Here is a 12815-nt window from a genome sequence, read left to right on the forward strand (position 1 = left end):
CCTTGCCAGATACTATCACTGTGCGAGTCGCTCCAACACACCTGAAACCTGGTCCAGTCGCTGGTCGGCGGTGCCCTCATCGAGTGAGAAATTGAGCTGGTTGGCACCCTGAAGCTGGTATCTGCCAGGTTGTGTCTGGACCAGCTTGACCAGGTTGAGAGGGTCTATTGAGGTCGTTTCGCCAAATTCGATCCGGCCGCGCACCGCAGAGGCCTCGAGCTTGCGGATGCCCATGCGATCAGCCTGCAGTTTGATTTCGGTGGTGCGGAACAGTTGCTTTACCGGCTCAGGCAGGAGGCCAAAGCGGTCGATCATCTCAACCTGCAGTTCTTTCAGTTCGCTGCTGTCTTTGGCGTTGGCAATGCGCTTGTACATCATCAGCCTGCTGTGAACGTCAGGGAGGTAGTCGTCGGGGATGAGCGCCGGTACGCGCAGGTTGACATCAACGGCCGGGGATTCCAGTGGCTCGTCAATGTTGGGGGTCTTGCCCGCGCGAATCGCTTTCACTGCACGATCGAGCATGTCCATGTACAGTGTGAAGCCAACGCTCTGAATCTGGCCGCTTTGTTCTTCGCCGAGTAACTCGCCGGCGCCCCGGATCTCGAGATCGTGCGTAGCCAGGGTAAAGCCTGCCCCCAGATCCTGTGCCTCGCTGATTGCCTCCAGTCGTTTAATGGCGTCATTGGTCATCGCTTTTCGAGTCGGCGTGAGCAGATAAGCGTAGGCCTGGTGGTGCGACCTGCCGACACGTCCGCGCAACTGGTGTAACTGCGCCAGGCCAAATTTGTCGGCCCTTTCGATCAGTATGGTATTGGCGTTGGGGACGTCGATTCCGGTTTCAATAATGGTGGTGCAAACCAGAACGTTAAATCGCTTGTGATAGAAGTCACTCATGACCTGCTCAAGCTCTCGTTCGCGCATTTGTCCGTGTCCGATGCCAACCCGGGCCTCGGGAATCAATTCCTGCAGCTCTCGTGCTGCACGCTCGATACTCTTGACCTCATTGTGGAGGACATATACCTGGCCGCCTCTCAGGATTTCGCGTAGCACGGCTTCCTTGATCAGCGCATCGTCGCGTTGGCGAACGAAGGTTTTTACTGAGAGGCGCCTTGCAGGCGGCGTCGCGATCACGGACAAATCTCGAATGCCTGCCATTGCCATGTTGAGTGTTCTCGGAATGGGCGTGGCGGTCAGGTTGAGGATATCAACTTCGGAGCGCAGGCTTTTCAGGCGCTCTTTCTGCCGAACACCAAAGCGGTGTTCTTCGTCGATGATGAGTAAGCCCAGGTTTTTGAAGTCCATATCGCTTTGCAGCAATTTATGGGTGCCGACCAGAATGTCGACTTTTCCTTCCGACAGGCGTTGCTTGACGCTGTCGATGTCCTTGCTGCTGCGGAAACGCGAAATGACTTCTATTTGCACAGGCCAGTCGGCGAAACGATCCTGGAAAGACTGAAAATGCTGCTGGGCGAGCAGGGTGGTGGGTACCAGCATGGCGACCTGCTTGCCTGCATGGGCGGCAACAAAGGCGGCCCGCATTGCCACTTCCGTCTTGCCGAAGCCCACGTCACCGCAAACCAATCGATCCATTGGCTTGTCCGACAACATATCTCCGACGACCGCTTCGATCGCCAGTTGTTGATCCGGTGTCTCTTCGAAGGGGAAGCCTGCAGCAAACTCGCGGTAGGCGGTCCCCGGATCGGCAAAAGCATGTCCAACACGTGCTTCGCGGCGTGCATAAATATCCAGCAGTTCAGCCGCGGCATCGCGAACCTGCTCTGCCGCTTTGCGCTTGGCTTTCTGCCATTGTTCACTGCCTAGCTTGTGCAGGGGCGCAAGCGCTTCATCGGCACCAGAGTAGCGACTGATCAGATGTAAACTCGCGACCGGTACATAGAGTTTCGCTTCGTCACCATATTCCAGTGTCAGGAATTCTGCGGGCTGTCCGTCGATTTCGAGGTGTTGCAATCCTCGATAGCGGCCTACGCCGTGATCAATATGCACAACCGGTGTACCAAGGCGCAGCTCCGCCAGGTTTTTGATTGCGTTGTCGGCATCTTCCTTGGCTTTGCGTCGACGGCGTTGCTGCAGTACTCGCTCGCCAAACAGCTGAGGCTCGGCGATAGCCATCAACTCTGGATCCTGCAGTACCAGGCCCTGGTCGATGGGCGCCGTGGTGATACCGAGGGTCTCGGTGCTGTCCTTGAATGCCTGCCAGTCAGGGAACGCCTTGGGTTTCAGGCGAATGCCCTTGAGTAAATCGAGCAGGGCTTCGCGGCGCCCGTCACTTTCCGCGCAGAAAAGGACGCGTCCTTCGTACTGCATCAGGTGGCTCTCCAGCGCATTCAGTGGCTGCTGGGCCTTGCTATCGACGGGCAACTTGGGCGGGATGCTGGTCGCGAAGTTGTAGTTGCCTTCCGCTTCCTCCAGTTTTTCTGGAGCAAAAATTGCCCGTGACAGCGCTTTCAGTGCGCCATTGAATTCAGAGGCATCCAGCAGAATCTGGCGCGGCTGCAGAATGGGGCGGGTGAGGTCGCCGCAGCGGCTTTCATAGCGGTTGCTCGCTTCGCGCCAGAAATTCTCCAGCGGTTGCTGGATGTCACCCTGAAGAAACGCGATGCTGCCTTCAGGTAGGTATTCGAAAATATTTGAGCAGTGGTCGAAAAACAGCGGCAGGTAGTACTCGATTCCTGCGGGCGCGATGCCGGCACTGACATCCTGGTAGATCGGCACCTGGCTCGGGTCCACATCAAACTGCTCATGCCACCGACCGAAAAATTCTGCCAAGGAAGTCTTGTGCATTGGCAGTTCGCGTGCGGGAAGCAGGTTGACTTGTTGAACGCGGTCGACGGTGCGCTGGGTCTCCGGGTCGAAGGTTCGCAGGGATTCGATCTCATCATCAAACAGGTCAATCCGGAAGGGCAGGGGGCTGCCCATCGGGAAGATGTCCATCAGTGAGCCGCGAACGGCAAATTCCCCATGCTCGTACACCGTGTCGACACAATGGTATCCAGCCTGTTCCAGTGCCCGGCGCTGACTGGCCAAATCAAAGGTCTGTCCCTCCGCAAGCACCAGAGAATTGCCGCTGACATATTCCACCGGTGGCAGGCGATGCATCAGGGTGCTGACCGGTGCAATGACAATGCCGCGCCCCATAGTGGGTAACCGGTATAGCGTCGCCAGACGCTCAGAGATAATGTCCTGATGAGGCGAAAATGTATCGTAAGGAAGGATTTCCCAGTCGGGGAAATGGACGATTTCCATCTCACCAGCGTTGTCAAAAAATTTCAGCTGGGTCTCCAGCCGATGCGCCTCGAGACTATCGCGGGCGATGATGAGGGTAGGACTTTCATTGTTCCGGGCGCGGCTGAGAATCGCCAGAGCGGCGCTGGCGCCGTGTAGATTGCCCCAATACTGCCGGTCACTTGAGCGCTTGAATGCCGGTGGTGAGAGGGGGGATAAATTACTCATCTTACCTTTAGTTTCCACGTGTTTTCGGGGGATTGGTGCCCCGGGGGCCGCTATTGTACCGGTCCGGGAATGAAGGTACAGGTATGCTCGATATGGCATCCACGGATTTGTCTGGTTGGCCTCTTCCCGCCTGCTAAATTTTTGTAGTCATTGTGCGCTTGGCCGGTGCGTAATTTAGTAGTTTTACTACAGTTTTTTGCTGTTTTTTAGGCCAGTTGCGCGCCATTTGGTGAATGCTGATAATGCGCAGCCACGCGGCCTGATAACTTGATTTTTGCCGCGCTAGACCTGCCTACACAACACAATGCAGAGGTGTCTGACTGTGACTCAGAAGCGACCCAAGCCCGCAGATTTTTTCAAGGACTGGAAAGAGCGCGAAGCGCTGGCGGAATCCATGATCCCCATGATCGGCAAGCTCAATCGAGAGCGGAATGTCGGGATCTATATGTATGGCCGCAACCTGGTCAACCAGTCTGTGCTCAGCATTATGAAGGCGCATCGTTTTGTGCGTCAGGTCGAGGAAAACGAGCTGTCAGAATGGGAGTCCTTCCCGGTACTGGAGGCGATTTGCAAGATGGATCTGGGTCCTGTGCATATCGACCTGGGCACCCTGACCAATAAATTCATGCGAGAGAATGGCGGCCTGTCCGTAGAGGACTTTGTTCAGCGTGAGCTGGCAGATGCGATTGGTGCCGGCACTCCGCTGCCGCAGCCCAAGGATGTCGTGATATACGGCTTTGGTCGTATCGGCCGCCTGGTTGCGCGACTGCTGATCGACAAGGCGGGTAGCGGCGATGTCCTGCGTCTGCGTGCGATTGTGCTGCGCAAGGGCAAGGCGCCCAATGACCTCGTAAAGCGTGCTTCTCTGTTGCGTCGCGACTCTGTACATGGCGCATTCAAGGGCACTATTCGTGTCGACGAGGAAACCAACTCCCTGATCTGTAACGGCAACGAGATCAAGGTCATCTACGCCAACAGCCCTCAGGAAGTGGATTACACCGAGCATGGCATCAATGACGCGATCATCGTCGACAGTACCGGCGTGTGGCGTGATGAAGAGGGCCTGGGCCAGCACCTGGAGTCTCCGGGAGCCTCCAAGGTGATTTTGACTGCACCGGGCAAGGGTGACATCAAAAACATCGTTTACGGCATCAACAATGGCGAGATCAAGCCGGAAGACAAGATCCTGTCTGCCGCATCCTGTACCACCAATGCCATTGTGCCGGTGCTGAAGGCAATGATGGACAAGTACGGCGTCGACCACGGTCACGTTGAGACTGTTCACGCGTACACCAATGACCAGAACTTGATCGACAACTACCACAAGGGCGAGCGTCGCGGCCGTGCTGCTGCCCTGAATATGGTGTTGACCGAGACTGGTGCCGCCAAGGCGGTGGCCAAAGCGCTGCCTGAGCTGAAGGGTAAGCTGACTGGTAACGCGATCCGTGTTCCGACCCCGAATGTCTCCATGGCGATCCTGAATCTGCGCCTGGGCCAGGAAACCACCAAGGAAGAGTTGAATGAGTACATGCGCGATGTCGCGTTGCATTCGCCGCTGCGCCAGCAGATCGACTACACCAATTCTCCGGAAGTGGTGTCCTGCGACTTCGTTGGCTCCCGTCGCGCGTGCGTGTTCGACTCCATTGCGACCATTGTCGATGGCAATAACGCCGTCCTGTACTGCTGGTACGACAACGAGTTCGGCTATAGCTGTCAGGTAGTCCGCTGCCTGGAAGATATGGCTGGCGTCCGTTACAACCTGTTCCCCAAGCAGGACTAAAGTGACTGCGGGCGGCTTTGGGGTCGCCCGCCTGTTGCCAGGGTGGATCGCCCAATTAGGCGGTCCACTGTTCAAGGTGTCGCCAACCCTCTGTTTTTTCAGTAAAAATTTCCTCATCTTGGCCCATTTCGGCCACTTCTGCACTGGTAAACCCCTCTGCCCATCTTTATAATGCGCGCGATTTTGGTGGGCTACCGTGCGCCGAGCAGTAGCATCCTTCTGCCCAACCTCAGGGTACAGCGGTATAAGTCCTCCCTAAGCCAGCATTTCAGGGCATGTCTTCCGGCCTCACGCCGATTGTGGTGTGGAGTGTCCCGACAGTCATGTCCACTAGATTTTTAAACTAGAAACTTAGGCATAGGCGTATGAGAAAGATCCGTCGGGGGTTAGATTTACCCATATCCGGCGCGCCCGAGCAGGTCATCCATGATGGTCCTGCACTCAAGACCGTCGCAGTGCTCGGCCCCGATTATCACGGGATGAAGCCGACCATGGCGGTGGCAGAAGGGGATAGCGTCAAACTTGGGCAGCTGCTGTTTTCCGATAAAAAGACTGAAGGGGTTCGTTACACCGCACCGGCTGCCGGCCGCGTCGTAGCGATCAATCGCGGCGCCCGTCGCGTACTGCAGTCTGTGGTTATCGAAGTGGATGGTGATGAAGCCGAGCAGTTTGCCTCATATTCTGCTGACCAGCTGTCCGGCCTGACGGACGCGCAGGTTCGCGAGAACCTGATCGCGTCTGGTCTCTGGACCGCGCTGCGCACCCGTCCGTTCAGCAAGGTGCCGGCACTGGATGCAGAGCCGGAGGCGCTGTTCATCAATGCCATGGATACCAATCCTCTGGCGGCAGACCCGGCGCTCATTATCGCTGAGCATCGCGATGCCTTTGCCCAGGGTGTTGAGATTCTCTCCAAGCTGGCGCCGAAAACCTTTGTTTGCACCGCGCCTGATGCCGATATCCCGCTGCCAAGCGTTGACAGCGTTCGTCGTGAAGCCTTTGCTGGCCCGCACCCGGCCGGTCTGAGCGGTACCCACGTTCACTATCTGTGCCCGGTCAAGCCTGGCCGTATGGTATTTACAATTGGTTACCAGGATGTGATTGCGGTCGGCAAACTGTTTGCGACTGGCCAGCTGTTTACTGATCGTGTCATTTCACTCGCAGGCCCTCGCGTCAGCAATCCTCGCCTGTTGCGCACTCGTCTGGGTGCGAGCCTGGAAGAGATGACCGCTGGCGAGCTGGAAGGTGATGACAACCGAATCGTGTCTGGCTCCGTGTTTGGCGGTAGTACTGCAGAAGGTCCGCTGGGCTATCTGGGTCGCTACGACAACCAGGTGAGCGTGTTGGAAGAAGGCCTGGAGCGTCCGTTCCTGCACTATCTGCGTGCGGGTAATGATCGCTTCTCGATCTTCCCCATCTATCTCTCTCGCCTGTTCAAGAACAAGCTGTTCAATTTCACGACCAGCACCAATGGTTCTGAGCGCGCGATGGTGCCGATCGGTACTTATGAGAAGGTGATGCCGCTCGACATCCTGCCGACCCAGCTGCTCCGTTCTATCATCGTTGGCGACACGGCGACTGCCCAGCAGCTCGGTGTCCTGGAGCTCGACGAAGAGGATCTGGCGCTGTGCACTTTCGTGTGCCCGGGCAAGTACGAGTACGGTCCCATTTTGCGGGACAACCTGACCCGTATTGAGAAGGAGGGTTAAGGATGTTGCGTAAATTCCTCGATTCCATTGAGCCGCAGTTCCACAAAGGCGGCAAATACGAAAAGTTCTACGCGCTGTATGAGGCCATCGATACTGGCCTGTTCCAGCCGAATGAGCGTACCAAGACAACTGCGCATGTGCGTGATGGCATTGACCTGAAACGCATCATGATCACCGTTTGGGCCTGTGCCATGCTGGCGGCCTTCTTCGGTATGTGGAATATCGGCTACCAGGCCAACTCCATCATTGCCGAAATGGGCACGACCGAGTTTGACGGCTGGCGCCACGCCATCATCGGCGCACTGACCAGCTACAACGCCGGTAGCCTGTGGGACAATTTCGTCTACGGTGCCATGTACTTCCTGCCGATCTACCTCGTCACTTTTATTGTGGGTGGTATCTGGGAAGTGCTGTTTGCGGCAGTTCGCGGCCATGAGGTCAACGAAGGTTTCTTCGTAACCTCCATCCTGTTCGCGCTGTCCTGTCCGCCTGACCTGCCTCTGTGGCTGGTTGCGATGGGTATCAGCTTCGGTGTCGTGATTGGTAAAGAAGTTTTCGGTGGTACCGGTAAAAACTTCCTGAACCCGGCCCTGACCGGACGCGCCTTCCTGTACTTTGCCTACCCGGCTTCCATGTCCGGTGATGCGGTGTGGACCGCGGTTGACGGTTACACCGGTGCTACCGCGTTGTCTGTACTGGCGAGCGAAGGCGTCCAGAATGGCCAGATCGCTGCCGCTGGTGGCGCACTGACCTGGTGGGATGCCTTCTTCGGCAATATGCACGGTTCCATTGGCGAAACCTCTACATTCGTTATTTTGATTGCTGGCATCATCCTGATGGGCATGAAGATTGCGAGCTGGCGTATCGTCGCGGGTACCTTCCTGGGTATGGCGGCAACGGCGACCTTGCTGAACTTTGTCGGTTCCGAAACCAACCCGTTCTTCAATGTGCCGTTCTACTGGCATCTGGTGGTTGGCGGTTTCGCATTCGGCATGATCTTCATGACCACCGATCCGGTTTCTGCCGCGATGACCAACACCAGTCGCTGGTGGTACGGCATCCTGATCGGCGTGATGACCGTGTTGATTCGTGTTGTGAACCCGGCATTCCCGGAAGGCATTATGCTGGCGATCCTGTTCGCGAACCTGTTCGCCCCGCTGTTTGACCACTTTGTGGTGCAGTCTCATATCAAACGGAGGTTGGCACGTGGCTAATAAAGATTCCGTTAAAGGCACACTGATCGTAGCCCTGGTGCTGTGTATCGTGTGTTCCGTAGTGGTTTCCACCGCTGCGGTCATGCTCAAGCCCATGCAGCAGGCAAATGCGGCGCTCGATTTGAAGCGCAACGTACTGCTGGCAGGTGGCCTGATCGACCCTGATAAAGCTGGTAAGGCAGAAGTTGAGGAGGCGTTTGCCAACGTCACCATCAAGTATGTCGACCTGAACACCGGCAAATTCACTGACCAGGCTCCGGCTGGTGGCAGCGGTCGCGCTGCAGCCAAGATTCCGTCCGCCAGTGAGAAGCTGAGTGCCGATCAGGATATCGCCAAGATCATTCGCCGTGAAAACGTCAAAGAGGTTTACCTCGTTGAGAAAGACGGCCAGCTGGAAAAAATCATCCTGCCGGTTCGTGGCTACGGTCTGTGGGGTCAGCTGTATGGCTTCCTCGCACTGCAGAACGATCTCGACACGGTTGCCGGCCTTGGCTTTTACGAGCACAAGGAAACCCCGGGGCTCGGTGGTGAGGTAGACAACCCTGCGTGGAAGGCACTGTGGGTAGGCAAAAAAGCCTACGCTGCGGATGGCACTCCGGCTCTCGAAGTCGTGAAGGGTGCGGTTGATCCGAACAGTGCTGGCGCAGACTCCAAGATCGACGGCCTGTCTGGCGCGACCCTGACGAGCAAGGGTGTCGACAACCTTGTTGAGTTCTGGCTTGGAAAAGATGGCTACGGTCCGTTCCTGAAAAACCTGAAAGCAGGGGAGGCGTGAGCATGAAGACTAAAGAAACGCTGCTGGAACCGATTTTTAACAACAACCCCATCGCGCTGCAGATTCTCGGAATCTGTTCCGCACTGGCGGTTACCAGCTCCATGAAAGTCACCCTGGTGATGTGCGTTGCACTCACTGTGGTGGTGTGCTGCTCCAACGTTCTGGTTTCCATTATCCGTAACCAGATCCCGAACAGCATTCGTATCATTGTTCAGATGACCGTGATTGCCTCTCTGGTAATCCTGGTAGATCAGGTGATCAAGGCGCTGGCATACGACATCTCCAAGCAGTTGTCCGTATTCGTCGGTCTGATCATTACCAACTGCATCGTGATGGGCCGTGCGGAAGCCTTTGCCATGAAGCATGGGCCGAAAGCGAGCTTTTTCGATGGTCTCGGCAACGGCCTGGGATACAGTGTGATCCTGATCGCGCTGGCGTTTATCCGTGAGCTGTTCGGTGCTGGCAAGTTGTTCGGTATCGAGATCCTGGAAACCGTTAACAACGGTGGCTGGTATGTCCCGAACGGCATGCTGCTGTTGCCGCCGAGTGCCTTCTTCCTGATCGGCCTGTTTATCTGGGCGATCCGTGCCTGGAAGCCCGCGCAGGTGGAAGAGGACGAGTTCAAGATTGCGCACAACACCAAAGCGCAGGAGGCCTGATCCGTGGAGCATTTTATTTCTCTGATTATCCGCGCAGTGTTCGTCGAGAACATGGCGCTGGCCTTCTTCCTCGGTATGTGTACTTTCCTGGCAGTGTCCAAGAAAGTCGATGCCGCAATCGGTCTCGGCATCGCGGTAATTTTCGTACTGACCCTGACTGTTCCGGTTAACAACCTGATCTACACCTATCTCCTGAAAGATGGTGCGTTGGCTTGGGCCGGTTACCCGGATGTTGACCTGAGCTTCCTCGGCCTGCTGTCGTACATTGGCGTAATTGCTGCGTTGGTACAGATCCTCGAAATGTTCCTGGATAAGTATGTGCCGGCTTTGTACAACGCATTGGGTGTATTCCTGCCGCTGATTACCGTGAACTGCGCCATCATGGGTGCCTCTCTGTTCATGGTTGAGCGTGAATACAACTTTGGCGAGAGTGTGGCGTATGGCTTTGGCGCAGGCCTTGGCTGGGCGCTGGCGATTACCGCACTGGCCGGTATTCGTGAAAAGCTCAAGTACAGCGATGTACCGGATGGCCTCAAGGGCCTGGGTATCACCTTTATCACCGTTGGTCTGATGTCCCTGGGCTTCATGTCCTTCGGCGGTATCGATATCTAAGCGGGGGAGCACAAACGAATGAATATTGAAATTACCCTCGGCGTTGTGATGTTTACCATCATCGTGCTGGCGCTGGTGGCCGTTATCCTGGTTGCCCGTTCCCGCCTGGTAAACACCGGTGACGTCAACATCCTGGTGAACGGTGAGAAGACTCTCACGGTACCAGCGGGCGGCAAATTGCTGCAGACCCTCGCAGGTAACAACCTGTTTCTCGCCTCGGCGTGTGGTGGCGGCGGTAGCTGTGCCCAGTGTGTCTGTAAAGTGACTTCCGGTGGTGGCGACATGCTGCCGACCGAAGCTGCCCACTTCACCCCGCGCGAAGCCAAAGAAGGCAAGCGTCTTTCCTGTCAGGTTGCTGTGAAGCAGGACATGGAAATTGAAGTGCCGGAAGAAGTGTTTGGCGTGAAGCAGTGGGAGTGTGAGGTTGAGTCCAACCCCAACGTAGCCACCTTCATTAAAGAGCTGACCCTGAAGCTGCCGGAAGGCGAGAACGTCGACTTCCGTGCTGGCGGTTACGTACAGCTCGAAGCGCCGCCCCACCATGTTAAGTTCTCTGACTTCGAAATCGAGGAAGAGTACCGTGGTGACTGGGAGCACTTTGGCTTCTTTAATCTGGAATCCAAGGTCGACGAACCGGTTGTCCGTGCGTACTCCATGGCCAACTACCCGGAAGAAAAAGGTGTTGTGAAGTTCAACATCCGTATCGCCACGCCGCCGCCGCGTACTGAAGGTGTGCCGCCTGGCCAGATGTCTTCCTATGTGTTTAGCCTGAAGCCGGGCGACAAGATCAAGGTGTACGGTCCCTTCGGTGAGTTCTTTGCCAAGGAAACCGACAATGAAATGGTCTTCATCGGCGGCGGTGCCGGTATGGCACCGATGCGTTCGCACATCTTCGACCAGCTGAAGCGTCTGCACTCCAAGCGCAAGATCAGCTTCTGGTACGGTGCACGCTCTCTGCGTGAGATGTTCTACGAGGACGATTACAACGGTCTGCAGGACGAATTCGATAACTTCCAGTGGCACATTGCGCTGTCCGATCCTCAGCCTGAGGACAACTGGACGGGTTACACCGGGTTCATCCATAACGTTGTGTATGAAAACTATCTGAAGGACCACCCGGCGCCGGAAGATTGTGAGTACTACATGTGTGGGCCGCCCATGATGAACGCAGCTGTCATCAACATGTTGAAGGATCTGGGTGTTGAAGAAGAGAACATCCTGTTGGATGACTTCGGTGGCTAACCTGAATGGTTAATCAGCTGAACGTTTTACAACAGCCGACAACAACAAAAACAGGGCCCAAATTCCGGGCCCTGTTTTTGCTTTTCTGTCTGGTGTTTTTGGCCGGGTGTTCCGGTCAGGAGCGCGATTGGCAGATCGTGGGTCCGACCATGGGCACGCGCTATCACATCACTGTGGTGGATGCGCCGCAGGATTTATCGCGTGAGGCGCTGCAGCAGCTGATCGATGAAGAGCTGCGCGATGTGAATAGCGAGATGTCGACGTACATCCCCGATTCTGAGCTGATGCGATTCAATCGCGCGCCGATCGGTAACGCGATCGATGTCAGTGCACCACTCGCGGAAGTGGTTGGGATGTCTCTCGATTTGTTTCGACGGAGCGATGGCGCGTTCGATGTAACTGTCGGTCCGTTGGTAAACCTGTGGGGGTTCGGCCCTGAGCCGGAGCCAGACAGCGTGCCAGCGGAAGAGGCCATTGCTTCGGCGCTGGCGCGTGTGGGGTCCGATGCACTGTTGCTGGATTCCGCTGCGTCCACACTCACGCGACAGAAAGATGTCTCGGTAGACCTGTCAGCCATTGCCAAGGGCCATGGCGTCGATCGGGTGGCGCAACTGTTGGAGGCCTCCGGAGTTTCGAACTACCTGGTCGAAATCGGTGGGGAACTCAGAACCCGGGGCGTGAGTGCGCGCGGGGAAGTCTGGCGTATCGGTATCGAAAGTCCGGACCCTGCCGGGGAGGTGGTTCAACGACCGATTCGGGTTAGCGGTATGTCGGTTGCCACGAGTGGTGACTACCGGAACTATTTCGAGCGCGACGGTGTCCGTTATTCACACACTATTGATCCGCGCACCGGACGCCCGGTCACACACCGACTGGCGTCTGTGACAGTGATTACCGAGAGCTGTGCAGAGGCAGACGGTCTGGCCACGGCGCTGAGTGTGATGGGTGCCGAGGCGGGCTTAAAATTGGCTGAGCAGGAAAATTTGGCCGTGTACATGCTGGTGAAAGGCGACTCTGGCTTTGAAGAGCGCTTTAGCAGTGCGTTTCGCGCATATTTAGAGAGGTCATAATCGTGGCAATTTATATCTTTGCTTTTATCGCAATGGCGCTGGTCGTCGCCGGAATGGCTCTGGGTGCGATTTTCCAGAACAAGCCGTTGAAGGGTTCCTGCGGCGGGCTCAACAAAATTGGTATGAAAGAAGACTGTCCCGTCTGTGGCGGTGACGATGATGAATGTAAAAAAGAGCAAGAGCGGAAGCTGCAAGCTGAAAACGCAGATCTTGCCTACGACGCCAGCAAGCGCTGAGCGCGCGGGCCAACCGTCGAGCGGTTGACTGGCTGAATACAAAATTGACT

At 56.2% G+C, this 12815-nt stretch carries 10 protein-coding genes; 9 read left to right on the forward strand and 1 reads right to left on the reverse strand.

The annotated features are described in order from the left end of the window. Positions 1–15 precede the first annotated feature (15 nt). Positions 16–3471 carry a transcription-repair coupling factor gene (mfd, locus tag ACXAD0_RS11445; protein WP_475088528.1) on the reverse strand — a complete coding sequence of 1152 codons (3456 nt, stop codon included), beginning with the start codon at positions 3469–3471 and terminating at the stop codon, positions 16–18. Between the two features lie 316 nt (positions 3472–3787). Here mfd and ACXAD0_RS11450 point away from each other — a divergent pair, with 316 nt between their 5' ends. From ACXAD0_RS11450 to nqrM, 9 genes are all read left to right on the forward strand, one after another. Further along, positions 3788–5251: a glyceraldehyde-3-phosphate dehydrogenase gene (locus tag ACXAD0_RS11450; protein WP_475090370.1), complete on the forward strand. Its 1464-nt coding sequence runs from the start codon at positions 3788–3790 to the stop codon at positions 5249–5251. A gap of 365 nt (positions 5252–5616) precedes the next feature. Next, positions 5617–6957 carry a Na(+)-translocating NADH-quinone reductase subunit A gene (locus tag ACXAD0_RS11455; RefSeq protein WP_475088529.1) on the forward strand — a complete coding sequence of 447 codons (1341 nt, stop codon included), beginning with the start codon at positions 5617–5619 and terminating at the stop codon, positions 6955–6957. A gap of 2 nt (positions 6958–6959) precedes the next feature. Continuing rightward, positions 6960–8171, forward strand: a complete 1212-nt coding sequence (locus ACXAD0_RS11460; protein WP_475088530.1) for an NADH:ubiquinone reductase (Na(+)-transporting) subunit B — start codon at positions 6960–6962, stop codon at positions 8169–8171. Beyond that, on the forward strand, positions 8164–8946 hold the full coding sequence (locus ACXAD0_RS11465; RefSeq protein WP_475088531.1) for a Na(+)-translocating NADH-quinone reductase subunit C: 783 nt from the start codon (positions 8164–8166) through the stop codon (positions 8944–8946). Before ACXAD0_RS11460 ends, ACXAD0_RS11465 begins: the two co-directional genes overlap by 8 nt. 2 nt (positions 8947–8948) lie before the next feature. Further along, positions 8949–9605, forward strand: a complete 657-nt coding sequence (locus ACXAD0_RS11470; RefSeq protein ID WP_475088532.1) for an NADH:ubiquinone reductase (Na(+)-transporting) subunit D — start codon at positions 8949–8951, stop codon at positions 9603–9605. A 3-nt stretch (positions 9606–9608) separates the two neighbouring features. Then, a complete protein-coding gene (gene nqrE / locus ACXAD0_RS11475; RefSeq protein WP_475088533.1) occupies positions 9609–10217 on the forward strand; it encodes an NADH:ubiquinone reductase (Na(+)-transporting) subunit E in 609 nt (202 codons plus the stop codon). An 18-nt stretch (positions 10218–10235) separates the two neighbouring features. Further along, positions 10236–11459 (forward strand): NADH:ubiquinone reductase (Na(+)-transporting) subunit F, encoded by a 1224-nt coding sequence (gene nqrF / locus ACXAD0_RS11480; protein ID WP_475088534.1) that lies wholly within the window; start codon positions 10236–10238, stop codon positions 11457–11459. 149 nt (positions 11460–11608) lie between these two features. Then, positions 11609–12529 carry an FAD:protein FMN transferase gene (locus tag ACXAD0_RS11485; RefSeq protein ID WP_475088535.1) on the forward strand — a complete coding sequence of 307 codons (921 nt, stop codon included), beginning with the start codon at positions 11609–11611 and terminating at the stop codon, positions 12527–12529. A 2-nt stretch (positions 12530–12531) separates the two neighbouring features. Beyond that, entirely contained in the window at positions 12532–12765 is a 234-nt protein-coding gene (gene nqrM / locus ACXAD0_RS11490; RefSeq protein ID WP_475088536.1) for a (Na+)-NQR maturation NqrM, read from the forward strand. Positions 12766–12815: the final 50 nt, after the last annotated feature.

Source organism: Microbulbifer sp. ABF4_148, from assembly GCF_056158985.1.